This is a genomic window from Streptomyces sp. NPDC005648, assembly GCF_040605395.1.
In the GTDB taxonomy this organism is placed as follows: domain Bacteria; phylum Actinomycetota; class Actinomycetes; order Streptomycetales; family Streptomycetaceae; genus Streptomyces.
This window is the reverse complement of the sequence record NZ_JBEXCS010000078.1, coordinates 24,119-47,213: the sequence shown is the minus strand read 5'-3', so window position 1 is coordinate 47,213 and position 23,095 is coordinate 24,119. Positions and strand designations below refer to the sequence as shown.

Here is a 23,095-nt window from a genome sequence, read left to right as displayed (position 1 = left end):
GCAGGCGCTGTCCGTGGCGGACCTGCTGGCCCGGCTGCACTCCCTCGACTGGGACGACCCCGCCAAGCTGTACGCCGACAAGCGCCGGGCCACCCGGTCCCCGAGCCGGGCCCCTTCGGCCCATGCCAGTGCCCTCGGACCCCCGCACGCTGGAGACACACACCGGGGAGGGAGAGGTCGGAGGGAGAGGAACCATGGCTGTCTCCACCCGTATCGCGGTCATCGCCGTCGGCGACCGGCTCCGGCACGACGACGGCATCGGCGCGGCGGTACTCGCCCGTCTGCGGCGACGAGCCGTCGTACGCCCCCTGCCCCCGGGCACGACCCTCGCCGAGTGCGACGGCGAACCGGGGCACCTCACGGGCCTGTGGGAGAACACGGAACTCGCCGTCGTGCTGGAGTCCGCCCACGCCCGCACCGGTCACCCCGGCCGCGTCTACCGGCTGGACCTGGACTCCGCCGGGCTGCGGTGCCCGGACGTCCTGGGCCCGCACGGGCTCGGCGCGGCCGTCGAACTCGCCCGCGAACTCGACCGGTTGCCCGGCCACCTGATCGCCTACGCCGTCGAGGCCGACGACTTCTCACCGGGGGACGGCCTGTCCACGCCGGTCGCGAGGACCGTCGCGCTCCTCACCGCACGGGTGGAGGAGGAGGTCGTCCGCCACCGCACGGCGACCGTGTGCGGCATCGCACGTCAGGGCGGGAAGGACCCATCCGCTTCTCGCGGATCCTGATTGCGCGGTGAGCGGCTCGAGGCCGGTGCTCCGCGTCTTCGCCGGGTCCTTCCCGCCACATCCAGCACACCACGCCCGCCGTGCGGGCAACAGGGCCGACCGGCCCTCGTCCCGGAGGAGACCCGGACACGACCACCATGCCCACGCGCCCCGACGAACAGCCGCGGCCCCGCGCAAGGGCCGTTCCAGACCGCGGTTCGGGCCGGAAGGCTCATGTGCCGCACGCCTCAAGGGAGTTGGCTGTAGGTGAAGGGACATCACCGAGCGACACCGACCCGAGAGGAGCAAGGACCGTGGGTACCACCCTGACACCGGAGTTCTGGGGGCGGTTCGCCGTCCTGCTGGTCGCGGCGATGGCGGTGACCTTCGTCCTCGTCACACTGTTCGACGCACTCCTCGTGCGGCTGACGCACCACCGCGGGCACCGCCCGCCGATGCCGCCCCCGCGGGCCCCGATGGGGCCGAACGTCCCCCATGGGGGCCGAACCACCCATCGTGCCCACGGCGCACCGGTGACACGCTGAGCCTGGAGCCCCGCGCTGCCGCGGGCTCCATGGCCCGACGAAAGGCGGTGGGAACGATGGAGCTGCCCCTGGTCGTAGGCGTCGACGGATCCGAGCCGAGTCTCGCGGCGGTCGACTGGGCGGTGGACGAAGCCGCCCGGCACGACCGGCCGCTGCGCGTCGTGTACGCCTCCCGGTGGGAGCGCTACGAGGGGGCGGTGCCGTCCACCGGCCTCGCCCGCCCCTCAGAGCAGGTGATGGCGGAACACATCGTCGGCTCCGCCGTGGAGCGCGCCCGCCGCGCCGCGCCGTCCCTGAAGGCGACGGGTGAGGTGGTCCCCGAGGAGGCGGCGGAGGCACTCCTGCGCGAGGGCCACAACGCGTTCGCCCTCGTCACGGGGAGCCGCGGCCGCGGTGAGCTGACCGGACTCCTGCTGGGTTCGGTCGGTCTGGCCGTCGCGGCCCGCGCCCACTGCCCGGTCGTCGTCGTGCGCGGCGACAAAGCCGCCCTGGAGGGCACCCACGAACGGATCCTGCTCGGCGCGGCCGATCCCGCCACCGGCGGCGAGGCCGCACGGTTCGCCGTCCGGGAGGCCGAGGCCCGCGGATGCGAACTGGACGTCGTACGCGCCTGGCGCCGCCCGGCGCACGAGGGCGCGGACGACCCCGGCTCCACCGCTGACCGGGCGCGTCACCACGAGGAACGGGCGGTGACGCTGCTGGACGCCGTGCTCCACGACGCCGTGGCGGACCACCCGGCGGTCCGGGTGCGCCGGCACACGGCGGAGGGACCGGCCCGGCAGGTGCTGCTGAACCGCTCCTCCGCCGCCGACCTCGTCGTCATCGGGGCCCGGCGCAGGCACGGGCACTTCGGCCTCCAGCTCGGCCGGGTGGGACACACCCTGCTCCACCACGCCGACTGCCCGGTGGCCGTCGTACCGCAGCAGATGTGACCGCCCTGGTGCGCGGAAGGGCCGGATCGACGTGACGGACCGGGTGTGGGAGTACGAGGGCTACGACCCCGCCGACGAACGGCTGCGCGAGTCCCTGTACACGCTGGGCAACGGCTTCTTCGCCACGCGCGGCACCCTGCCCGAGTGCGCCGCGGACGAGGTGCACTACCCGGGCACCTATGTGGCCGGCTGCTACAACCGGCTCACCTCCGACGTGGCCGGCCGCAGGGTCGAGAACGAGGACATCGTCAACCTGCCCAACTGGCTGCCCCTGCGCTTTCGCCTGCCCGGCGGCCGGTGGCTCGCACCCGACACCTCGACCGTGCTGGAGCACCGGCAGACACTCCGTCCGACCTGCGGACTGCTGGAGCGCCGTACCCGTTACGGACTCGGCCAGGGGCGTTCGCTGGTGGTGCGTCAGCAGCGGCTCGTCCATATGGCCGACCCGCATGTGGCCGCCCTGCGCACCGAGTTCACCGCCGAGGGATTCGACGGGGCACTGGAGGTGGAGGCCGCCCTCGACGGCACCGTCACCAACGCCGGCGTGCCGCGCTACCACGACCTCGACGGCCACCACCTCACCCATGTGCACACCGGCACCGACGACTCCGGCACCGTCTGGCTGCGCTGCCGCACCCGCACCTCGGACATCCGCGTCGGCATGGCCGCCCGGCTGAGCGCCGGCACCCCGGTCACCGTCCGGGCCGGCGGACCGCGCCCCACCCAGCACACGGTGCTGCGCCTGGCCGAGGGCCACACCGTCACCGTCGACAAGACCATCGCCCTGCACACCTCCCGCGACCCCGCGATCAGCGACCCCCTGTTCGCCGCCGTGGACCGCGTGAACCGCCTCCCCGGCTTCGACGTGCTGCTCGACGACCACCTCACCGCCTGGGACCAGCTCTGGCGCCGGGCCGACCTCGACGTCCCGGGCGAGCCCGGACGCATTCTGCGTCTGCACCTCTTCCACGTCCTGCAGACCCTCTCCCCGCACACCGCCGACCTCGACGTCGGAGTGCCCGCCCGCGGACTGCACGGCGAGGCCTACCGGGGACATGTCTTCTGGGACGAGCTGTTCGTGCTGCCCTACCTCAACCTGCACTTCCCCGAGGTCTCCCGCGCCCTGCTGCGCTACCGTCACCGCCGCCTCGAACAGGCCTGCACCGCCGCCCGGGAGGCGGGCCGCCGAGGCGCCATGTACCCCTGGCAGAGCGGCAGCGACGGCCGTGAGGAGACCCAGCGGCTCCACCTCAATCCCAACTCCGGCCGTTGGCTGCCGGACCACTCCCACCTCCAGCACCACGTCGGCTCCGCGATCGCCTACAACGTCTGGCAGTACTGCGAGGCGAGCGGCGACACCGAGTTCCTGCACACCAAGGGCGCCGAGATGCTGCTGCAGATCGCCCGCTTCTGGGCCGACTCGGCCGTCTACGACGAGGATCTGCGCCGGCACCGCATCAAGGGCGTCGTCGGCCCCGACGAGTACCACGACGCCTATCCCGGCGCCCAGCGGCCCGGCCTCGACGACAACACCTACACCAACGTCACCGCGGCCTGGGTCCTCGCCCGCACCCTGGAACTGCTGCGCGCCCTGCCCGAGGCGCGCCGCCGTGAACTCTTCGAACGGAACGGCCTCGACGCCGGCGAACTCGAACAGTGGGAGGACGTCTCCCGCACCCTCCACGTGCCCTTCCACTCCGGTGTCATCAGCCAGTTCGACGGCTACGGGGACCTCGCCGAACTCGACTGGGACGGCTACCGCGCGCGGTACGGGGACATCCGCCGGCTGGACCGGATCCTGGAGGCGGAGGGCGACACCGTCAACCGCTACCGGGCCTCCAAACAGGCCGACGTCCTGATGCTCGGCTATCTGTTCTCCCCGGCCGAGCTCGGCGCCCTGTTCCGGCGGCTGGGGACCCCGCTCGACGACGAGACCTGGTCGCGCACCGTGGACCACTACCTGGCCCGCACCAGCCACGGCTCCACGCTCAGCGGGCTGGTCCACGGCTGGGTGCTGGCCCGGGCCCGGCGCGCCGAGGCCTGGAAGTACTGCCAGGAGGCGCTGCGGGGCGACGTCGCCGACCTCCAGGGCGGCACCACCGGCGAGGGCATCCACCTGGGCGCCATGGCCGGCACCCTCGACCTGGTCCAGCGCGGGCTGACCGGCCTGGAGACCCGCGCCGGGGCGCTGTGGCTCGACCCGGTGCCGCTGCCGGAACTGTCGTCGTACGGCTTCGTCCTGCGCTACCAGGGCCACTGGGACATACGGCTGCGCCTGAGCCGGGGACGGCTGGAGATCGCCGTGCCGGCCTCCGAGGCGTCGGCGATCGAGGTGCGGCTGCCCGACCGGTCGGTCAGCCTGCGGCCGGGGGAGAGCGACCGGCTGGTGCTGCTCGACCGGCCATCGGGAGCGGAGGGGGGCCGGATGGGCCGGAGCGGGAGACCTGATGGCCCATACCCTCCCTGACCGGGTCGGACGAGGCTTGCCGGTGAGCAGGTCCGAGCGAGCGGAAGGGGCAGACATGTACTGGAACCACCATGACATGACGGGCTGGGACTGGTTCACCGCCTCGGTCGGCATGGTCCTGATGTGGGCGCTGCTCATCGCCGTCGCCGTGATGCTCTACCGCGGCCTGAACCGCGCCTCCGAGCCCGGCACCACGACCGCGCGCCCCTCGCCCGAGCAGCTGCTCGCCGAACGATTCGCCAGGGGCGAGGTCGACGAGGAGGAGTACCACCGCCGACTGGCCGTGCTGCGCGGCGACGGTCCCACCCTCACCAAGCACTGACCCCGCCGTCACCAAGACTGACCCCCCTCAACCAGCACTGACCGCGGCCGTCCGACCGCTCCCGATGGGAGGTGCGCCCCATGCCGGCGCGACCACTCGACACCACGACGGTCATGGCCCTGGTGGCCTCCGCCACGTCCGCCCCGTCCCTGCACAACGCCCAGCCCTGGCGGTTCCGCCACATCCGCGGCAGCGGCACGCTCGAACTGCTCGCCGACCTCGACCGGGCGATGGAGCGCGCGGACCCCGACCGGCGCGGACTGCACCTGGGCTGCGGTGCGGCCCTGTTCAACCTGCGCGTCGCGGCGGCCGACGACGGCCGGTACGCGGACGTCCAGGTCCTGCCCGACCCGGCCGACCCGCGGCTGCTGGCCACGGTCCGCCTCCTCGACGTCCACCGCGCCGACCGCGAACTGGCCCGCCTCTTCCCCGCGATCAGCCGTCGGCACACCAGCCGCCACCCCTTCGAGGACAGGGCGGTCCCGGCCGTCGTAAGGGAGGCGCTGCGTGACGCCGCCGAACGGGAGGGGGCCCAGCTCGTGTTCCCCGACCGCTGGCACACCGAGTCGCTGCTGGACCATGTCCGTGACGCCGAGGGACGCGACAGCGCCGATGCCGCGTATCTGGAGGAGATGCGGGCCTGGACCCGGGTCGGAGCGAGGGAGACCGGAGCGGCGAGGGACGGGGTCCCCGACTACGCCTTTGGGCCCGGCAGGAGGGACGGCCGGGCACCGGTGCGGGACTTCGCAGGCCGGCGGCCCGTCCCCGGCCGCCCCACCGCCGTGTTCGAGACCGCCCCGAACCTGGCTCTGCTCGGCACCACCCACGACCGTCCCGGCGACTGGCTGCGCGCCGGAGAGGCGATGGAACGGGTCCTGCTGCTGGCCACCCTCCACGGCCTCGCCACGTCCCTGACCTCGCACAGCCTCGAACGCCACGACCTGCGCGAACTGGCCCGCGACCCGACCTCGTCCATGGGTTTCGTCCAGATGGTGCTGCGCCTGGGCTACGGCCCCGCGGGCACCGCGAGCCCACGACGGCCCGTGGAGGAGGTCCTGGAGATCGTCTGACCCGCGGCGGCAGAGCGGCGGTCCGACCGGACGCGCGGGTCACGTGCCGATGTCGGCGTCGTCCGCGTCGTCCGTGCCGTACTGCCGAGGGCGTGGCCGCGGCGGGGCCGGCCGGTCCTCGTCCCGGGGCGACCGGTCCACGCGCAGGGCCAGTACGGGACACGCGGCCACGGCACGCCGGGCGTGGGCGCGCAGACGGGGCGGGACGGCCGGCTGCCCGACGACGGGGTAGCCCCACTCGTCCAGAGCGATGAGCTCGGGGAGCAGTTCGGCACACAGTCCCCGGCCGGTGCAGGCGGCGCGGTCGATGCGGAGGGTGCGGTCGCCGGTCATCGCCAGGTCTCCGGGGGAGTGGCCGGCGGGACGGAGAGCCGGGGCGGCCGGTGGGCGGCGCGGCAGGCACCGTGGGCGAGGTGGTGGCCGACGTCGTCCGCGAAGCAGTCCAGGGCGGAGGCGGCGAGGCGGGCCGCGCCGTCGGGGTGGCGGCAGGCGCCCCGGCCCGGCAGCAGGCCGGTGCGTCGGCGCAGTCGCGCCAGATCGGCGCTGTCGGCCTGGCCGGCCGCCAGAACGGCGAAGTCCTCGGCGACCGCCGGCAGTCCGAAGCGGCAGGGGCCGCACTGACGGGCGCTCTGCGAAGCCAGGTGGGCCAGGATCCGGGCCGTCTCGGTGAGCCCGCACGCGAGCCGGGGGAGCGCGACGGCCACGCCCGCGCCGGGCGCCGCACCCAGCGGCGCCAGGTCGTGTCGGGTGAGGGGCGTGCCCAGGTGCTCCGGCGCCAGCCAGGTACCACCGAAGCCGCCGAGCAGCAGCGCCCCGAGCGGTTCACCGGTCCCGCCCGCGAGATCGAGGACGGTGGTGAGCGGGGTGCCGAGCCCGACCTCCAGGACACCGGGAGCGGCGACCGCTCCGGAGACGGTGACCAGCGTGGTGCCGGGTTCGTCCGGCGTCCCGGCCTGCCGGAACCAGCCGGGGCCGTAGCGGGCGACGAGGGCGAGATGGGCGAGGGTCTCCGCGTTGTGGACGAGGGTGGGGCGCCGTCCGACACCGCGTTCGTGACTGCGCGGCGGGGTGCTCAGCGGGCGGGCCTCGCCCCCGTTGAGCCAGCGCACCAGCGAGGTCGACTCGCTGGAGACATACGCGTGCGGAAGGGCGTGCGGACGGAGCAGGACGTCGTCGACACACGCCTTCTCGCGCTCGTCCACGGCTCGGCGCAACTGCCAGTACTGTGCCGAGCGGACGCGCGGCACGCACACGTGCACGATGTCGGCGCCGACCGCCTTTGCCGCGAGCACCGCCCCGTCGAGCACGAGGTGCGGCGCCACGGCGAGCAGGAACTGGTCCTTGCGGCTCGCCGGTTCGCTCTCCATGGCGTTGACGACGACCACGGGGCGGCCCCGCTCCCGCGTCACCGCGCGCAGCTTCTCGGCGGTCGGGAACCCGGCACCGCCGCGCCCGGTGAGCCCCGCCGCCACCAGCGCCCGGATCAGCGGCGCGGAGTGACGGTTGCCGCGGGCCGCGGTGACCGGCGCCGGGCCGTACCGGCGCAGGTGGTCGGTCAGATCGGCGGGGCGCCGGGTGGCGTACCAGCCGGAGAGGAGCCGGGTGTCGGTGGCCGTACCGGCGGTGGCGGTGTTCACCGGCCCCTCCCCAGGTGGAGCGCCGTCGCGGTGGCGGCGGCACGGTGGGCCCAGCCGGGCTGCAGCGGCCCGGCGGCCAGGAACGCGGTCAGCACGACGGGCACGGCCCCCGCGCCGACCGCGGCGATCAGTCGTCCGGCGGCGCGCCCGGGACCGGCCTTCGCCAGCCGCCACCACACCGCCCCGACCACCGAGGCCAGGCATCCGGCGTAGAGCCACAGCTGGAGGGGGAGCCGCGTGTCCGAGCCCGTCGCGACACCGTGGAAGAGCGCGAACGGCCAGGCGGCGTACGCCAGCAGGTGCACCGCCCTCCAGCGCCGCACCCCGATCCGCAGCCGCACGGCGCTGGTGAGCAGCACGGCCAGCAGCAGATCGAACGCGACCGTGCCGAGCCCGAGCCACAGCGGCCGGTAGGACGCGGCCCACGGCAGTACCGTCACGGCCCACCCCAGATGCACAAACGGGTCGAGCACCGCGGTGACCACGTGCAGGACGAGGAACACCAGGGTGAGCAGGGACAGGTTGCGGTGCAGCAGGCCGATCTCGAAGCGGCCGACGGCGCGGGGCGCGGCACGGCCGCCGGAGGCGGCGCCCACCACGACCGTGGCGGTGAGCAGCACCAGCGCGAGGGTGCCGCCGGCGCGACTGGCGTACCAGAGCGGGCTGCCCATGAGAGCGGAAGTGGTCATCGCGGTTCTCCGGAGTCCGGTGTCTCGGTGGTCGGCGGCTCGTGCGGGCAGTGGTCCGGTGGCCAGCCGCCGAGGCGTACGACCCGGCCGTCGGCCGCGACCAACCGGGCGGGGAGCCCGGTACCGCGCAGCCAGTCGACGGCCGTATGACCTCTGACGATCGCCGCCGTGCTCGCGGCGTTGGCGTCCACGCAGGTCGCCGCGGCGACGGTGACCGTGCGCCAGACCGCGGGGGAGGGTTCGCCGGTGGCCGGGTCGACGATGTGGTGCACGGCGTGTCCGGCCCGCCGCCAGGCGCGCACCCGGGTGCCCGAGGTCGCCAGCGCGCCGGTGGTCACGGTGACGGTGGGGCAGCCGTCGGGCAGCGGCCGGGAGTGGTCGTCGGCGAGGGCGATCCGCCACCCGCCGGCCGGCGGGTGCCCGGCCGTCGCGAGATCGCCGCCCAGGTTGACCAGCACACCGCAGCCGGCCACGGCGGCGGCCCGGTGGGCGGCCCGGTCGGCGGTGAGGGCCTTGGCGGTGGCGCCCAGGTCGAGGGACGTGTCCGGGGGCAGGCGCAGCGTTCCGGTGCGCGGGTCCCAGGTGATCCGGCGCCATCCGGGAGCGGGTCGGAACACCGGCAGGGGGCGGGCGTCCTCGGGCCGGACGGAGGCGAAGGTGCGGTCGTAGCCGAGCGCGATCACCGCTCGGCCGACCGTCGGATCGACGGCGCCGTCGGTGAGCTCGGCGGCCCGCAGCGCGGCCTGGAGTGCCTCGGCGAAGCGCGCGCCGACCATTACGGGGGAGCCCGCGGCCAGGTTCACACGGGTGAGTTCGGAGTCCGCGCGGAAGCGGCTGCAGGTCGCGTCGACGGCGGCGAGCTCGGCCCGCAGGACCGCCTCCGCGGCGGACAGGGCGCCCGGGTCCGCGACGAGGAGGACGGCCGTGGTACCGAGGGCGGGGAAGGCGAGTTCGGCCGGAGGAACGGCGCCGGCGGCATCCGCTGCGGCGGGATCGGATCGGGCGGCGCGCGGCACCGCCGTGGGGCGCGTCGCGGCAGCCGAGGTCCTCGCGTCGGCGGCCCGGGGCGTCATGACGCCCCCGTCGTGGTCTGGGGTTGTTGAACGGTGGGGGCCGGTGCTTGGGCCGGGGGCCGCAGTCCGGGCCGGGCCGTGGCTCCCGAGTCGTCACCCCGCTCGCCGTCACCCTCGCCCTGATCGTCCCCGCCCGAGCCGTGGCCGGCGGCGGAGGGGGACGGGGAGGACACCGCCGGATTGCCCCCGACCGGGCCGCCGGGGGCGGGCGCGGCCGAACTCCCCGGCAGCACATGGGTGTAGACGGCGCCCAGGGCGGCGGCTCCGGCGACGGCGGCGCCCACGATCCAGGCGGTCAGACCACGGATCCGCGTCAGCCCGCGATCACGTGCGCGCGCCGCCCCGGGGGGCGGGACGGGGGACGAGTCGAAGTCGTGGGGCGGATACGACATGGCAGCGGCTCCTGGAGGAAGAGCGGCCCGAGTTCGGCTGCTCGCACTTCCAGGCTGTGCGGCCGCCACCCCGGAACCCGCTCATGTCTCCTTCAGATCCGGTAAAGATCTCGGCCTCGCCGGAGTCCCCGTCCACAACGGCAGTTCCAGTACGACGGTCAGCCCGCCCCCGGCCGTGTCCTCCAGCCGTACGGCACCCCCGTTGACGGTGACGAGCCGGTGGACGATGGCCAGCCCCAGCCCGGTGCCGCCGGCCTCCGGATTGCCGAACCGGTGGAAGGCCACCTCCTTCGCCTTCGCTCCCATCCCCGGCCCGTCGTCCCGCACCCGCACCTCGGCCGAGCGCCCCACGGTCCGCACTCCGACCGTCACACCGCCCCCGTCGTCCACGGCGTCGAGCGCGTTGGCGACGAGATTGTCCAGGACCTGCTCCAGATGCCCGGCGCCCAGCGCGGCGGTCAGCGCGGGACCGGCGTCCGCCGACAGCCGGACACGCCGTTCCTCGGCCACCGGCGCCCAGGCGGACACCCGCTCCGCCACCACCTCGTCGACTCGTACGGGGGTCCGCCGGGGCGTCGTCTGCTCCGCTCGCGCCACCGCCAGCAACCCGTCGACCAGGCGGGACAGCCGGGCGATCTCGACCTGCGCGGCGGCCAGTTCCGCCGCGGTGTCGCCCTCGGCGCGGGCCGCCAGCACATCGAGGCGCAGCCGCAGCGCGGCGAGCGGGGTGCGCAGCTGGTGCGACACATCGGCGATCACCGCCCGGTGGCCGTGCACCAGCGCCTCCGTACGGCCCGCCATCGTGTTGAACGTCGCCGCCAGCCGCCTCACCTCCGGCGGCCCGCCGTCGACGACCGCCCGCTCCCCGAGCTCGCCCTCGCCCAGCCGCTGGGCGGCCGCGTCCAGGGTCGACAGCGGGCGGCCCACCCAGCGGGCCAGCCGGACGGACAGCAGCACGCACGCCGCGAGGGCCAGCGCGCCGATCCCGGCGGACCAGCCCCAGATCGCGGCGACCCGCGCGTCCAGCGGCCCCGCGGAACGGGCCAGCACGACGGCGCCGGCCGGCCGGCGGACATCACCCGCCGGTTCCGCGGTCAGCAGCCGGCCCTCGTTCTCCGGCGGTTCGGGCTCGTGCCCGGCGAGCACCCGCTCCACCAGCTCGTCGGCCTCGCCGCCCCGGGCCGCCGTACAGGGCGTACTCGCGACCAGCCGAGCGGCGTCGTCGTACACGGCGGCGCAGTCACCCGCCTCGGCCGCGGCGGCCAGTTCCTTGTGCATGGCGGCGGCCGACCGGTGGTCGGAGAGGTACTCCTCGGACGCCGCGGCGATCACCCGGGTGGCCGAGCGCTGGTCGTCGCGGAAGGAGACCCGCTCCCGGGCCGTCATCAGCACCCCGAGCGGAACCACCGCCAGCACCAGGAGCGCGGTGGTCAGCGCGAGGAACGTCAGGGTGATGCGGCGGCTCACGTCTGCTCCTGCGGTCCCGCGACCGTGCCGAGCCGGAACCCGTGTCCGTAGACGGTCTCGATCAGCCCGGCCGTGCCGAGCTTGCGGCGCAGGGCCGCGATGTGGACGTCCAGCACCTTGGTGGGGCCGTACCAGTGCGCGTCCCACGCCCTTTCGAGGATCTCCTGCCTACTCACCGTCCGGCCCGGATCGGCGGCCAGGCACTCCAGGATGCCGAACTCCTTGGGCGTCAGCGCGACCGGCCGGCCCGCCACCGACACCTGCCGGGTCCGCAGATCGACCGTGAGCGGGCCGTGCCGCAGGAGCTCCGGCCCGCTCGGGCGCCGACGGCGCAGCACGGCACGGATGCGTGCCATCAGCTCGGCCAGCCCGAACGGCTTCACCAGGTAGTCGTCGGCCCCCTCGTCCAGGGCCACCACGCGGTCCGCCTCCTCCCCGCGCGCGGTGACCGCGATGATCGCGGCGTCCGACCGGGCCCGCAGTCTGCGGCACACCTCCACGCCGTCGATGTCCGGCAGCCCCAGGTCGAGCAGGACCACGTCGGCGGACGAGGCCGCCAGGGCCGCCCGGCCGGTCCGGACGCCCTCGACCGTGTATCCCGCCTGCCGCAGTCCGCGTACCAGGGAGTCCGCGATGCCGCGGTCGTCCTCCACGACCAGCACCCGTGTCTCCGACGCGCCGTCGACCTGCTCGTTCATGCCTCCGACCGCCTTCGGCCCGGTGATCCGCCAGCCCCCGCACTTCAGCCTGCGCAGGCCCTCGCGGGCGGCGGAAGGGGCCGTTCGTCCTCTGGAGCCCTCCGGAGCCTCCGGAGTCCTCTGGAGTTCGTGCCGTCAGCCGAAGAACACCTCGAACTCGTCGTACAGCGCCGGATCGACCTTCTTGGTCCTGCCGCGGCTCTGGTCGAGCGGGACGCGGACGATGTCCGTGCCGCGCAGGGCCACCATGGTGCCGAAGGCGCCGTCGTGGACCGCGTCGACGGCATGCAGACCGAAGCGGGTGGCCAGCCAGCGGTCGAAGGCGCTCGGGGTGCCGCCCCGCTGGATATGGCCGAGGACGGTGGTGCGGGCATCGGTGCCGGTGCGTTGTTCGATCTCCTGGGCCAGCCACTCGCCGATGCCGGACAGGTGCACATGCCCGTACTCGTCCCGGGTCTGGTCCTTGAGGATCATCTGTCCCTCCTTGGGGACGGCTCCCTCGGCGACGACCACGATCGGCGCGTAATTGATCTTGAAGCGGTTGCGCACCCACCCACAGACCTGGTCGACGTCGAACGGCCGCTCAGGAAGGAGGATCACGTTGGCGCCGCCCGCGACGCCGGCGTGCAGGGCGATCCAGCCGGAGTGCCGGCCCATCACCTCCACGACAAGGGTGCGCATGTGCGACTCGGCGGTGGTGTGGAGGCGGTCGATGGCCTCCGTCGCGATATTGACGGCGGTGTCGAAGCCGAAGGTGTAGTCGGTGCCGGCCACGTCGTTGTCGATGGTCTTCGGCACGCCGACGAGCCGGACGCCCTGGCCGCTCAGCTCCGTGGCCGCGCCGAGGGTGTCCTCGCCGCCGATCACGACCAGCGCGTCGATCCGGTGGGCGGCCAGGGTGTCCCGGATGCGGCGTACTCCGTCCTCGTGGGTGAGGGGGTTGGTGCGGGAGGAACCGAGGATGGTTCCGCCGCGCGGCAGGATGCCCCGTACCTCGGCGATGCCCAGTGGGATCACCTTGTCGCGGAGCGCGCCGAGCCAGCCGTCGCGCAGGCCGACGAACTCGTAGCCGTAGTCCTGGGTGCCCTTGCGCACGACGCTGCGGATGACGGCGTTCAGGCCGGGGCAGTCACCGCCGCCGGTCAGAACTGCGATCTTCATGGCTTCCTCCCTGTCTCCCCGGCGGAGCACGGCCCTGTCCCGGGAGGGGTGCGCCGCAGGGCACCTCCGCGGACGCGCACCCGGGGAGCCGGGTGTCTCCTCCTCCAGCATGAGCGCCGAAGACCCGGGCGGCGACCGAGACCTCGCAGTCGACGTCGCGGGGACCGTCGGCCCGCCGGAGGTCGCGCACCGCGCGGTGCCAGGGAGCCGCCGTCAGCCGGTCTTGTGCCCCCAGGTGGGACCGACCGTGGCCCACTCCCGGCCCCAGTGGTCCGCACGCCGTCGGTCCAGCCGCAGGCGGGCCAATGCCCCTGCGCCGAGGGTCGCGCCCGTCACGCCGAGCCCGGCGGTGGCTCCCAGAACGGCCGCTTCGACGTCCGCCGCCGACCTGCTGGGCGGCCGGGTGGTCAGTTCGCCCTGCCGGTCGGTGTAGACCACGATGTGCGTTCCCGCGCCGAGACCCGTGTCGACCAGGGTGTTCCCGGTCCGCGTCGAACCATCCGGAAGCGTCCAGCGCACCTTGGCCGACGCGCGGTAGTAGCTGCTCGCCCCAGGTTGCCTCGTGCTCGAGAGGAGGACGGCCGCCACGGGTGTGCGCTCGGCTCGCTGCTGGGCGAGGACATCGGCGGTGGCCCGCGCGGTGAGCGCACCGGCGAGCGTGCCGCCCACCGCGATGACCGCCCACACGGTCAGTACGAGCCACGCCTCGAGAACGTCCTCGCGGCGCCGCAGCGGGTTGGACCGCCACCGCCACAGCCACTTCGTCGTTCGCCTGTCTGCCCGCATGGCTCTGCACCTCCTCGTCGTCTCGCTGTGCCCACCGTGACAGCGTGGAGCGCGGCGTGACATGGGCCGCTCAGGGGTGAGTCATGGGGCCGACAGGGACCAAGACGGGTGCCGGCATGGGCTGTTGAGCCCCGGGAAGCCGGCCGCGGTACGTGCCCGGTCCCGTCCGGCCGCGCAGACAGGGCCGACCGGCCCAAGCGCGCCCGGCCCCACCGGGTCACGCTGAATCCAAGGGGTGATCCGGGCGCCGGGCCCTTGCCCGGCCGGACGAGAGGAAGTGACCGGCCATGGCGGAGGAGGCACCTTCCCGACCGGCGGAGAACCACGCGCTCGGCGATCTCGGCCGCCGGCTCGCCGCGCGGCGTACGGAACGCGGGCTGACCAGGGAGCAGACGGCCTCCCGGGCCGGCATGGCGCCCGGCTACCTCAAGTACCTGGAGGAACACCCCGGTGCCGCGCCGGGGTCGGGCGCTCTGCTGCGGCTGGCCGAGGTACTGGGGACCACCGTGCGGGACCTCACCGGTGGTGACACCGATCTGCCCCCGGGGCTGAGGCGGCCCGCACACGGCGCCCGCCTCGTCGAGCTGAGCGTCCCGGAGTGCCGGTCGCTGCTCGCCACGCACGGAGTGGGGCGGATCGCGGTGCCCACCGCCTCCGGACCCGTCGTCGTGCCCGTGAACTACAGTGTGGTCGAAGGCGCGATCGTCTTCAGGACCGAAGCCGGCAGCACGCCTTCCCAGGCGTCGGGCTGCCAGGTCGCCTTCGAGGTCGACCGCATCGACGACGTGTTCAGCAGCGGCTGGAGCGTGCTGGTGCGCGGCCACGCCCGCACCGTGACGGACCCCGATGAGACACATCGGCTCAGCGCGCACGCCCGCAGCACGCCCTGGGCCGGTGGGCACCGGGACGTCTGGGTGCGTGTCGCCCCCTTGGTGATCACAGGGCGCCGTATCACCGCGTGAGACGGGGCGTCGAGAGACGGGGCGTCGTGAGACGGGGCGTCGGGCGATCACGCCTCGTCCACCGGCTCGGGCGGCTCGGTGCCGCCCATGTCGAGGCGGAACGGCGGATAGACGTCCGTCATCAGACCGGCGTACGCGGCCACCCGCAGTACCCACCGGTTCAGCCCCAGGATCAGGTCGAACAGGCTCCGGGGGTACTTCTCGGTGAAGGCCAGGGTCACGGCCGCGATCAGCGCCAGTACGACCACCAGCCCGCCGTCCCACCAGCCGAGGTGCCAGCCGCCGAGGAAGAACCCGATGACGATGTAGTGCGGGATGGCCAGCAGCCACCACTTCACCAGCACCAGGCCCCGGGACAGCCGTTCGGGGTGGGCGATGTCCAGCCGCGCCGGGTAGTCGGGCTCCTCGCCCAGGCTGAACGGCGGATACCGGTCGGTGCCCAGGGCGCCGTACGAGTAGTAGGCCACCCGCCAACTCCAGCGCAGGACACCCAGGTTGAAGTCGAAGAGGGATCGCGGGTACCGCTCGGTGAAGAGGATGGCGAAGAACGCGACAACGCTGACCAGGGTGAAGGCGATCCAGAGGAAGAACAGCACCACGTAGTGGGGGATGACCAGGATCCACTTCACCAGCCACAGCCAGCGGGACAGATGCGGGTCGAGCACCGCGTTCACCCGCACGGGACGGTTCGGTATGTGCGCCAGGGTCGTCATGGCGATCAACTCCTTCGGCCCGGTGCGCCGCCGCGGCGACTCGGGCCCGAGTCCAGCGTGGTCGCGCGACGCCGCCCCGTACCAGGGCCGTTCGGGGGCGGCCCCGGGCCATCGGTCCCGTCCGGAGCGCTCCGCCTCCACGGCCGGTGCGCCCACGGGGCCGACCGGCCCAAGCGGAATCCGCGGGTGTCGGCCAAGCTGGAGTGCGGGGGAACTTTCCGGCGACTCCAGGATCACACGCAGCAAGAGGGTGAGGTCGGAGATGAAGGGTTATGTGTTCCACGCCCCGGGAGAGGGCGTCTGGGAAGAAGTCGCGGACCCTGGGATCGAAGAGCCCACCGACGCGATCGTGCGGGTGGACGCCGTCACCATCTGCGGGACGGACCTGCACATCCTCAAGGGCGATGTGCCCGAGGTGCGCCCCGGCACGGTTCTGGGACACGAGGCGGTCGGCGAGATCGTCGAGGTCGGCGGCGACGTGCGCAGCGTACGCCCCGGTGACCGGGTCCTCGTCTCCTGCATCAGCGCGTGCGGGCGCTGCGTCTACTGCCGCCGGGCCATGTACGGCCAGTGCCGAGGCGGCGGAGGCTGGATCCTCGGCCACCTCGTCAACGGCACCCAGGCCGAGTACGTCCGCGTCCCCTACGCCGACCTGTCCGTGCACGCGCTGCCCAGCGCGGTGGACAACGAGGACGCCGTACTGCTGGCCGACATCTTCCCCACCGCCTACGAGGTGGGCGTCCTCAACGGACAGGTGCGTCCCGGGGACACCGTCGCCGTGGTCGGGGCAGGCCCCATCGGTCTGGCCGCGATCGCCACGGCACGGCTGTTCGGGCCCGAACGCATCGTCGCCGTGGACCTGGCCGCCTCCCGCCTGGAGGCGGCCAGGAAGCTGGGCGCCGAGGCGGTGGCGGACGCGAGCGAGGCGCCGGAGCAGCTGATCGCCGATCTCACCGACGGCCTCGGCGCCGACGTGGTCATCGAGGCGGTCGGTGTCCCGGAGAGCTTCGAGATGTGCGCGCGCATGGTCCGCCCCGGCGGGCACGTCGCCAATGTCGGCGTGCACGGCAGGCCCGCGACCCTGCACCTGGAAGACCTCTGGATCAAGAACGTGACGATCACGACAGGTCTGGTCGACACCCACTCCACGCCCACCCTCCTGCGCATGGCCGCGGCCGGACGCCTGCCGACCTCGCAGCTGGTCACGCACGGCTTCCCGCTCGAACGGATGGAGGAGGCCTACGAGGTCTTCTCCCGGGCCGGCGACACCGGTGCGCTCAAGGTCGTGCTCGGCGGACCGCGGCGCGAGGTCGTCCCGGTTTCCGTGTGAGGAGAGCTCCGGCGTCACGTCCACGTCGAGGACCCCGCTCACGGTGCGAGGGAGAAGTAGCTCTCCTCCTCCTGCGCGAAGTGCAGGCGCAGCACGGTGTGCAGGCCGTACAGACAGGCCCTCAGGTCGTCCAGCTGCTCCGGGGGCAGCGCGCCGTCCGGGCCCGCGAGCGTGAGGTGGGTTTCGATGCGACGGGCGAGCCGTTCGATCTCCGTGTGCGCGCGGCTCATGGTGGCCGTCGCCTCGGAGCCGCCCAGCGTCGGGGCCAGCGCCGGATACAACTGGTGCTCCTCGGCGTACTCGTGCGGCAACAGCCGCTCGGTGAGCAGCCGGTGCACCTCGTCGACGGCGGTCAGGGCGTCCGGCCCCGCGCCGTCCGACAGCCGGTCCGCGGCGTCCCGTACGGCGTCCAGGACGTCCTGGAGATCGTCGTGTTCCGTGGCGAAGCGACGGATGAGGGCCTCCGTCGACGGCGGCACCGGAGGCCGGCCCTGCCGGTCGTCACGCAGCACCCGCAGGGCGTTGAGGATCACCGCGACGTCGATGCCCTCCTGCAGCAGCGCGCCCGCGGCCGGCGGGAGCAGCCCGAAGGCAGCCGCGACCATGGCGACCAGCGACAACAGCATGCCGCCGAGCGCGCTCTGCACGGCGATCCGCCGGGCCCGGACCGCGATGGCCCCGGCGTCGGCCAGGCGGTCCACCCGATCGGTGGTCAGCACGATGTCGGCCGCCTCCGAGGAGGCCGTGGAACCGCGGGCGCCCATCGCCACACCGATGTCCGCGGCCGCCAGCGCGGGGGCGTCGTTGACGCCGTCCCCCACCATCACGGTGACCGCGCGCTCGCGCTCGGCCCGTACCACGGCGACCTTGTCGGCGGGGGTGAGGCCGGACCGGACGTCGTCGAGGCCGAGGACGGCGCCCACCTCGCGGGCGGGCGCGGCACGGTCCCCGGTGATCATGACGAGCCGTGCGATGCCCGAGGCGCGCAGACGGCGCAGGGTGCGCGGTGCGTCCGGGCGCAGTGGGTCACGCAGGAGCACGGCACCCACGGGAGCGCCGTCCTCGGACAGCCAGGCCACGGCCGCCCCGTCCAGCAGCGCCCGGTTCTCCACCGACCGCGCCCAGCCCGGCAGCGAAACACTCTCGGCGCGCCGACCGATCGTCATCCGATGCCCGGTCAGCGTGCCGGACGCACCCCGCCCGGGCTCCTCCGACATGTCCGAGGGCGCGGACAGGCTGAGGCCGCGTTCGCGTGCCGCGTCGACCAGGGCCCGCGCCAGTACGTGCGGCGAGTACTGGTCGAGCGAGGCCGCGAGCCGCAGTACCTGGGCCGGCTGCCGGCCCGGCGCGGCGACGACGTCGAGCACCCGGGGACGGCCGCCCGTCAGCGTGCCCGTCTTGTCGAGCAGCAGGGTGCGGGCCCGGCCGAGGTTCTCCAGCGCTCCTCCGTCGCGGACCACGACACCGAGCCGGGATGCCCGGGACAGACCGCAGACGATCGCCACCGGCGCCGCGAGCAGCAGCGGACACGGTGTCGCCACCACCAGGACCGCGACCGCCCGCACGGCGGAACCGCTGACCAGCCAGGCGATTCCCGCGACCGCCAGCGACAGCGGCAGGAACCGCGCCGCGTAGCGGTCGGCCAGCCGCACCACGGGGGCCGACTCCGCGCCCGCCTGCCGGGCCAGCCGGACGATCCCGGCGTAGGTGCTGTCCCGCTCGGTCGCGGTCGCGCGCAACTCGAAGGCGCCGCCCGCGTTGACCACCCCGCTGCGCACCGCCTCGCCCCGCGCACGCTTCACGTCCAGCGGCTCGCCGGTGAGCGCGGACTCGTCCAGCACAGCGGCCGCCGCGGCCACCCGGCCGTCCGCGGGCACCACTTCGCCGGGCCCCACGACCAGCAGGTCACCGACGGCGACCTCGGCCGAGGGGACCACGCGCACGCCGGACCCGGTACGGATCCGTGCGGTGCGCGGCGCGCGTTCCAGCAGGGATCGCAGGTCGCGCGAGGCCCGCCGCTGTGCCGCCGCCTCCAAGGTGCGGCCGGAGGCGAGCATCAGCGCGATCAGCGCTCCGGCGAGATACTCGCCCACGGCCAGAGTCCCGCCGAGTGCCAGAACGGCGATCACGTCGACGCCGGCACGGCCGTGCCGCAGGGTCTCCAGTACCCAGCCGATCGCCGGGACGACGGCGGCGGCGGTGCCGAGGGCCCAGGACAGGTCGGCGAGCCCGGAAGCCCCGGCCAGCCGGAAGGCACCACCGGCGACGAGCGCGGCCGTGGTCAGACACAACAGGACCGACTCGGGCGTCGGCGGCACGAACAGGGCCGTGAACAGCCGGCGCAGCTGCTTCCTCGCGGTGACGTGGTGCATGTCGGGCCTCGCTCCCTCGGCCGGTGCGGCTCAAACGTGCGGGACTACGGCGACGGGAGGCGGCGCGGGGCGCGCGGCGCGGGGCCGTGTCTCCCCACCTGCGCCGCGATCCCGCGCAGGTTCCCTCCTCCCTCCAGGCTGGCCGTCGCAGGAGGGCGCGGGGAGGGCCGGACGGTGCGCCATTGGGCCCCTGTGGCCCACATCGGTCCGGCGTCAGGAGGCCATCACCACGACCGGGCGCCGCAGGTGTTCCAGCAGCTGAAGGAGCCTGGGTCCCGGGGCGGACCGCCGTGCGGCCACCACCAGTTCCGCGCCCGCGGAGGCATGCGTGAGCGCTGCCAGCGGCGTGAACAGCACGACGTCTTCCAGTACGTCGACGTCGGGGTACTTGGCGCGCCAGGGTCGCAGCGCGTCGGACAGCAGCTGTACCTCGTGGTCCTCCCAGTCGGCGCGGTCCTCCTCCAGGACGGGGAAAGGCGAGGCGGCGGCCTCGGCGGGCAGCTGCCAGGGATGGACCGCGTGGAGGCGTGCGCCGCGCAGACGAGCCGCTTCGAAGGCGAAGTCGAGCGCGGCGGCCGAGTCGGCGCGGGCTTCGACGCCGACCGTCACACCGGTGGAGGGGAGTGGCGGACCCTCGTCGGGTGCCGCGCCGGGAACCAGGGCCACCGGTCCGGCCGACTCCGCGGCGACTTGGGCCGCGGTCGATCCCACGGGCACCCCGGCCCGGCCGTCCTCGCCGCGCAGGCCGAGCACCAGCAGCTCCGCGTCCTGGCCCAGGGCGCGCAGCACCGGGGCCGGCATACCGGTGACGCTCTCGCCGTGCGCCCGCAACTCCGGGTGCCGCGCGAGGAGTTCGGCCACCACATGGTCCGCCACGGCCTCGGGGTGGTAGGGCCACTGCTCCACGGGGTCCAGGGAGGCCGGCGGTACCACGTGCACCACCCGCAGCGGCAGTGCGCGTAGCAGTGCCTCCCTGGCCGCCCAGTCGGCGGCGGCTCGGCTGCGAGCCGAGCGGTCGACGCCTGTGATGATCTCTCGCTGCATGGTGCGCCGCCTTTCGGCCGGGGTCTTCCACGCTCCTCCCGGAGGCCGGGTGGGCGCAGGGGCCGAACGGCCCAGGCCGGAGACCGTGTGGTCCATGCCTGCGGAGGGGACCGAGTCGGTGCGCCGTTCCGGCAGGAGGCGACACTCCAGGGGCACCTGGATCGGGGCGGCGACGCCGCACTCGCGGTGGAGATCGCCGGTCATGCGGACGGAGCGGTGGGGGACCGCGACCACGAGGCGGGGAGGGACCGTCGGTTGCCGCACGGGGCCCGTATGGCCCAGTGCGGGGGACGGGCGGCGAGCGGACGCTGGACTCGGCCGCTCGCGGGGCGGGACGACGGACCGGGCCACCCGGTCCGGACCCGCCGACGGTGTGGCCGCCCGGAGCACTCGGCGTCCATGGCCGGGGCGGTCCGGAGCACGCGGGACCCGGAGAGGAGAGAGGCGTCATGAACGGACCGGTCGTGGTGGGAGTGGGTGCGTCGCCGTCGAGCCTGGCCGCGGTGGAGACCGCGGCGTGGGAGGCCGACCGTCGCGGGGTGGGCCTGCGGCTGGCGCATGTCGTCGCCTGGCCGTCCGACCCCGTGGCGCCCGGCGTACCGCCCTGGGACCCGGACGGTGCCGGGCTGCGCGGCTCGGCCGGCGGAGCGCTGGCCGAGGCCGAACGGCACGCACGCCAGGTCGCCCCGGGGCTGCCGATCACGAGCGAGGTGCTCGTGGGCGAGCCCGGCACCGTGCTGGAGGGCGAGTCGCGCGCCGCGTCGCTCACCGTGGTCGGGGGCCGTCGCCAGGGACGCTTCGGCGGACTGCCGTTCGGCTCGGTCGCGGGACGCCTGACCGCGCTCGGACGCTGCCCGTTGCTCGTCGTACGGGGCCGCACCAACCGCAGCGGCCCGGTCGTCCTCGCCGACGACACCTCACCCTCCGCCCGTGCGGCGGCCGCGTTCGCCTTCGCCGAGGCCGCGGAGCGCGGCGCGGACCTGGTGGTCCTGCACACGCGTGAACTCGGGCCGGACGACGGCGCCGGGGCCCTGTCCGAGCTGCGGCGCAAGTACGCCGGCGTCAGTGTGCGGTTCCGCCGGATCCGTGGCCGGTCCCGTCCCGCGGTCGCCGAGGCGAGCGCCGGAGCCCAGCTCGCCGTGGTGGGCGTGCCCGCACACACGGGGATCGCGGACGCGCTGTCGGGCTCGGTCGGCCGAGCGATCCTGCGGCACGCGTCCTGCACCGTCGCCGTGGTCCCGGCCGGGCACACGCGGACCTGAACCGGTGCCGGTCGGCCGGCCCACGGACGCGTCCGGCCGACCCGCGCGGTTCAGCGCGGCGATCACCCGAAGGACGAGAAGGACGAGGTCGGCCATCCGGCCGACCTCGTCCGTTGTGCTTGTCGATCTCGTCCGTAGTGTTCGTCGGGGTGTCCGTGTCAGCCCGTCGGGGCGGGCCGGGCGTCCAGGGCGAAGCGGACGTCCACGACCCCCTCGACCGCGCGCACCAGCCGGGCGGCCACCGGGACCAGGGACGTGTCGCGGACCCGGCCGCCGAGGGTCACCACACCGTCCCGTACCTCCACCCGGACCGCCGAGCCGGGCAGGGGGAAGAGGTAGGACACCACCTCCCGGCGCACCTCCTCGGCGATCTCCTCGTCACCGCGCAGGAACACCTTCAGCAGGTCGGCGCGGCTGACGATGCCCACGAGGCGGTCGGTGCCGTCGACGACCGGCAGCCGTTTGACCCGGGCCCGCGCCATCTCCCGCGCGGCCTGGGCGAGGGTCGCGTCCGGCGCGACGGTGAGAGCGGGTGAGGTCATCAGCTCGCCGGCGGTGACCGAACCGGCCTTGAGGAGGTCCGACAGCCGCCGCAACTGGGTGTACCGGTCGGGGTCGCCGTCGCGGAACTCCTCCTTGGGCAGCAGATCGGCCTCGGAGACGATGCCGAGGACACGCCTCGCGCCGTCCACGACGGGCACCGCGCTCACCCGGCGCTCCTGCATCGTCCGCACGATGTCCTTGAACGCCGCGTCGCCCTCCACGACGGCGACGTCGCCCGTCATCACATCACTGACGATGTGCGGTGATCCGTGCACTTCAGCTCCTTCGCCGGTCCCTCCGTCGTGCTCCTGGCGCGCGCTCACCGCGCGCCTCCACTGCCGTACGGGCCGTACAGGTCCAGCAGCCGGGTGCGTGCCGCGCGCAGTCGGTGCGCCACGATCTGGCCCACCCATTCCGCGACGGTGCGGCCGAACTCCGGGTCGTCGTGGCAGGCCGCCCGCACCTGCGCGGCGTCGAACTCGTAGGCCCGCAGGGGGGTGACGGCCTCGGCGCCCAGGTGCCAGGTGTGCGGCGGGAACAGCCAGGACCAGCCGAGCAGTTCGTTGTGGCCGAGGGAGTCGATGACGGCGGCCCGGCGGCCGGGCACGCGGATGTCGAGGTCGACCGTGCCGGTGCGGATGATCCAGAACCGGTCGGCGTGGCCGCCCTCCTCGAAGAGGCGGGCGCCCTGGGCGTACGACACCTCGTGGGCCAGCCGCATCAGCCGCTGCCGGTGCTCGGCGGACAGCGCCCGCGGCAGGCTCGTCGTTGCGGGAGCGTTCATGGGGTGCCTCCGGTGGGACGTGCGGAACTGCCACCTCCAGCCTGTGCGCGCGCCGCACACCGGTCCATGGGCCACCCGGCCCCCGGCCCGGGCCACCCGGTTCCTCGCTCGTCCGCGACGATCTCCACCAGGA

Annotated in this window: 23 protein-coding genes; 9 read left to right on the top strand and 14 right to left on the bottom strand. The window is 74.4% G+C overall.

Translation table 11 applies throughout. The features are described from left to right. Window positions 1-194 precede the first annotated feature (194 nt). The 6 genes from ABZT17_RS33795 to ABZT17_RS33770 all read left to right on the top strand — a co-directional run bounded on the left by ABZT17_RS33795 (window position 195) and on the right by ABZT17_RS33770 (window position 6,049). Complete coding sequence (locus ABZT17_RS33795; RefSeq protein ID WP_356354627.1) at window positions 195-734, top strand: hydrogenase maturation protease; 540 nt, start codon at window positions 195-197, stop codon at window positions 732-734. 293 nt (window positions 735-1,027) lie between these two features. Beyond that, window positions 1,028-1,258 (top strand): hypothetical protein, encoded by a 231-nt coding sequence (locus tag ABZT17_RS33790; protein ID WP_356354625.1) that lies wholly within the window; start codon window positions 1,028-1,030, stop codon window positions 1,256-1,258. Between the two features lie 56 nt (window positions 1,259-1,314). After that, window positions 1,315-2,190 carry a universal stress protein gene (locus tag ABZT17_RS33785; RefSeq protein ID WP_356354623.1) on the top strand — a complete coding sequence of 292 codons (876 nt, stop codon included), beginning with the start codon at window positions 1,315-1,317 and terminating at the stop codon, window positions 2,188-2,190. Window positions 2,191-2,221: 31 nt separating this feature from the next. After that, window positions 2,222-4,657 (top strand): glycosyl hydrolase family 65 protein, encoded by a 2,436-nt coding sequence (locus tag ABZT17_RS33780; protein ID WP_356354621.1) that lies wholly within the window; start codon window positions 2,222-2,224, stop codon window positions 4,655-4,657. A gap of 55 nt (window positions 4,658-4,712) precedes the next feature. After that, window positions 4,713-4,979, top strand: a complete 267-nt coding sequence (locus tag ABZT17_RS33775; protein ID WP_356354619.1) for an SHOCT domain-containing protein — start codon at window positions 4,713-4,715, stop codon at window positions 4,977-4,979. A gap of 80 nt (window positions 4,980-5,059) precedes the next feature. Next, entirely contained in the window at window positions 5,060-6,049 is a 990-nt protein-coding gene (locus ABZT17_RS33770) for a nitroreductase family protein (protein ID WP_356354617.1), read from the top strand. Window positions 6,050-6,088: 39 nt separating this feature from the next. On the opposite strand, the gene ABZT17_RS33765 is transcribed toward ABZT17_RS33770, so the two are convergent. From ABZT17_RS33765 to ABZT17_RS33725, 9 genes are all read right to left on the bottom strand, one after another. Beyond that, on the bottom strand, window positions 6,089-6,382 hold the full coding sequence (locus ABZT17_RS33765; RefSeq protein WP_356354615.1) for a ferredoxin: 294 nt from the start codon (window positions 6,380-6,382) through the stop codon (window positions 6,089-6,091). Beyond that, window positions 6,379-7,686: an NADH-ubiquinone oxidoreductase-F iron-sulfur binding region domain-containing protein gene (locus tag ABZT17_RS33760; protein WP_356354613.1), complete on the bottom strand. Its 1,308-nt coding sequence runs from the start codon at window positions 7,684-7,686 to the stop codon at window positions 6,379-6,381. The genes ABZT17_RS33765 and ABZT17_RS33760 overlap by 4 nt, the downstream gene beginning before the upstream one ends. Further along, complete coding sequence (locus ABZT17_RS33755) at window positions 7,683-8,375, bottom strand: ferric reductase-like transmembrane domain-containing protein (protein WP_356354611.1); 693 nt, start codon at window positions 8,373-8,375, stop codon at window positions 7,683-7,685. Before ABZT17_RS33755 ends, ABZT17_RS33760 begins: the two co-directional genes overlap by 4 nt. Continuing rightward, window positions 8,372-9,448 (bottom strand): FAD:protein FMN transferase, encoded by a 1,077-nt coding sequence (locus ABZT17_RS33750; protein ID WP_356354609.1) that lies wholly within the window; start codon window positions 9,446-9,448, stop codon window positions 8,372-8,374. The genes ABZT17_RS33755 and ABZT17_RS33750 overlap by 4 nt, the downstream gene beginning before the upstream one ends. Next, window positions 9,445-9,840 carry a hypothetical protein gene (locus ABZT17_RS33745; protein WP_356354607.1) on the bottom strand — a complete coding sequence of 132 codons (396 nt, stop codon included), beginning with the start codon at window positions 9,838-9,840 and terminating at the stop codon, window positions 9,445-9,447. The genes ABZT17_RS33750 and ABZT17_RS33745 overlap by 4 nt, the downstream gene beginning before the upstream one ends. 81 nt (window positions 9,841-9,921) lie before the next feature. Continuing rightward, window positions 9,922-11,307, bottom strand: a complete 1,386-nt coding sequence (locus tag ABZT17_RS33740) for a HAMP domain-containing sensor histidine kinase (protein ID WP_356354605.1) — start codon at window positions 11,305-11,307, stop codon at window positions 9,922-9,924. Further along, window positions 11,304-12,005, bottom strand: a complete 702-nt coding sequence (locus tag ABZT17_RS33735) for a response regulator transcription factor (RefSeq protein ID WP_356354603.1) — start codon at window positions 12,003-12,005, stop codon at window positions 11,304-11,306. Before ABZT17_RS33735 ends, ABZT17_RS33740 begins: the two co-directional genes overlap by 4 nt. Window positions 12,006-12,140: 135 nt before the next feature. Next, window positions 12,141-13,166, bottom strand: a complete 1,026-nt coding sequence (locus tag ABZT17_RS33730) for a 6-phosphofructokinase (RefSeq protein WP_356354601.1) — start codon at window positions 13,164-13,166, stop codon at window positions 12,141-12,143. Window positions 13,167-13,379: 213 nt separating this feature from the next. After that, window positions 13,380-13,952 (bottom strand): hypothetical protein, encoded by a 573-nt coding sequence (locus tag ABZT17_RS33725; protein WP_356354599.1) that lies wholly within the window; start codon window positions 13,950-13,952, stop codon window positions 13,380-13,382. Between the two features lie 287 nt (window positions 13,953-14,239). Between ABZT17_RS33725 and ABZT17_RS33720 the strand changes: the two genes are divergently transcribed. Beyond that, complete coding sequence (locus ABZT17_RS33720; protein WP_356354597.1) at window positions 14,240-14,914, top strand: pyridoxamine 5'-phosphate oxidase family protein; 675 nt, start codon at window positions 14,240-14,242, stop codon at window positions 14,912-14,914. A gap of 47 nt (window positions 14,915-14,961) precedes the next feature. On the opposite strand, the gene ABZT17_RS33715 is transcribed toward ABZT17_RS33720, so the two are convergent. Further along, window positions 14,962-15,627, bottom strand: coding sequence for a DUF4389 domain-containing protein (locus tag ABZT17_RS33715; protein WP_356354595.1), 666 nt, complete (start codon window positions 15,625-15,627; stop codon window positions 14,962-14,964). A gap of 262 nt (window positions 15,628-15,889) precedes the next feature. On the opposite strand from ABZT17_RS33715, the gene ABZT17_RS33710 reads away from it, so the two are divergent. Beyond that, window positions 15,890-16,957, top strand: coding sequence for a zinc-dependent alcohol dehydrogenase family protein (locus ABZT17_RS33710; RefSeq protein ID WP_356354593.1), 1,068 nt, complete (start codon window positions 15,890-15,892; stop codon window positions 16,955-16,957). Window positions 16,958-16,995: 38 nt separating this feature from the next. On the opposite strand, the gene ABZT17_RS33705 is transcribed toward ABZT17_RS33710, so the two are convergent. Both ABZT17_RS33705 and ABZT17_RS33700 read right to left on the bottom strand, forming a co-directional pair. Beyond that, a complete protein-coding gene (locus ABZT17_RS33705) occupies window positions 16,996-19,329 on the bottom strand; it encodes a heavy metal translocating P-type ATPase (RefSeq protein WP_356354591.1) in 2,334 nt (777 codons plus the stop codon). A gap of 213 nt (window positions 19,330-19,542) precedes the next feature. Then, a complete protein-coding gene (locus tag ABZT17_RS33700; protein ID WP_356354589.1) occupies window positions 19,543-20,373 on the bottom strand; it encodes a universal stress protein in 831 nt (276 codons plus the stop codon). A gap of 449 nt (window positions 20,374-20,822) precedes the next feature. Here ABZT17_RS33700 and ABZT17_RS33695 point away from each other — a divergent pair, with 449 nt between their 5' ends. After that, window positions 20,823-21,635, top strand: a complete 813-nt coding sequence (locus ABZT17_RS33695; RefSeq protein WP_356354587.1) for a universal stress protein — start codon at window positions 20,823-20,825, stop codon at window positions 21,633-21,635. A gap of 158 nt (window positions 21,636-21,793) precedes the next feature. Here ABZT17_RS33695 and ABZT17_RS33690 read toward each other — a convergent pair whose 3' ends face one another. Both ABZT17_RS33690 and ABZT17_RS33685 read right to left on the bottom strand, forming a co-directional pair. Beyond that, window positions 21,794-22,453 carry a CBS domain-containing protein gene (locus ABZT17_RS33690; RefSeq protein ID WP_356354585.1) on the bottom strand — a complete coding sequence of 220 codons (660 nt, stop codon included), beginning with the start codon at window positions 22,451-22,453 and terminating at the stop codon, window positions 21,794-21,796. A gap of 44 nt (window positions 22,454-22,497) precedes the next feature. Further along, entirely contained in the window at window positions 22,498-22,962 is a 465-nt protein-coding gene (locus ABZT17_RS33685) for a cyclic nucleotide-binding domain-containing protein (RefSeq protein WP_356354583.1), read from the bottom strand. Window positions 22,963-23,095: the final 133 nt, after the last annotated feature.

Bases quoted from the DNA above. Each gene is read 5' to 3' on its own strand.
- ABZT17_RS33765 (WP_356354615.1), bottom strand. From the start codon at position 6,382: ATGACCGGCGACCGCACCCTCCGCATCGACCGCGCCGCCTGCACCGGC.
- ABZT17_RS33710 (WP_356354593.1), top strand. From the start codon at position 15,890: ATGAAGGGTTATGTGTTCCACGCCCCGGGAGAGGGCGTCTGGGAAGAA.
- ABZT17_RS33735 (WP_356354603.1), bottom strand. From the start codon at position 12,005: ATGAACGAGCAGGTCGACGGCGCGTCGGAGACACGGGTGCTGGTCGTG.
- ABZT17_RS33700 (WP_356354589.1), bottom strand. From the start codon at position 20,373: ATGCAGCGAGAGATCATCACAGGCGTCGACCGCTCGGCTCGCAGCCGA.
- ABZT17_RS33795 (WP_356354627.1), top strand. From the start codon at position 195: ATGGCTGTCTCCACCCGTATCGCGGTCATCGCCGTCGGCGACCGGCTC.
- ABZT17_RS33725 (WP_356354599.1), bottom strand. From the start codon at position 13,952: ATGCGGGCAGACAGGCGAACGACGAAGTGGCTGTGGCGGTGGCGGTCC.
- ABZT17_RS33755 (WP_356354611.1), bottom strand. From the start codon at position 8,375: ATGACCACTTCCGCTCTCATGGGCAGCCCGCTCTGGTACGCCAGTCGC.
- ABZT17_RS33695 (WP_356354587.1), top strand. From the start codon at position 20,823: ATGAACGGACCGGTCGTGGTGGGAGTGGGTGCGTCGCCGTCGAGCCTG.
- ABZT17_RS33720 (WP_356354597.1), top strand. From the start codon at position 14,240: ATGGCGGAGGAGGCACCTTCCCGACCGGCGGAGAACCACGCGCTCGGC.
- ABZT17_RS33685 (WP_356354583.1), bottom strand. From the start codon at position 22,962: ATGAACGCTCCCGCAACGACGAGCCTGCCGCGGGCGCTGTCCGCCGAG.
- ABZT17_RS33750 (WP_356354609.1), bottom strand. From the start codon at position 9,448: ATGACGCCCCGGGCCGCCGACGCGAGGACCTCGGCTGCCGCGACGCGC.
- ABZT17_RS33730 (WP_356354601.1), bottom strand. From the start codon at position 13,166: ATGAAGATCGCAGTTCTGACCGGCGGCGGTGACTGCCCCGGCCTGAAC.
- ABZT17_RS33775 (WP_356354619.1), top strand. From the start codon at position 4,713: ATGTACTGGAACCACCATGACATGACGGGCTGGGACTGGTTCACCGCC.
- ABZT17_RS33705 (WP_356354591.1), bottom strand. From the start codon at position 19,329: ATGCACCACGTCACCGCGAGGAAGCAGCTGCGCCGGCTGTTCACGGCC.
- ABZT17_RS33715 (WP_356354595.1), bottom strand. From the start codon at position 15,627: ATGACGACCCTGGCGCACATACCGAACCGTCCCGTGCGGGTGAACGCG.
- ABZT17_RS33745 (WP_356354607.1), bottom strand. From the start codon at position 9,840: ATGTCGTATCCGCCCCACGACTTCGACTCGTCCCCCGTCCCGCCCCCC.
- ABZT17_RS33785 (WP_356354623.1), top strand. From the start codon at position 1,315: ATGGAGCTGCCCCTGGTCGTAGGCGTCGACGGATCCGAGCCGAGTCTC.
- ABZT17_RS33770 (WP_356354617.1), top strand. From the start codon at position 5,060: ATGCCGGCGCGACCACTCGACACCACGACGGTCATGGCCCTGGTGGCC.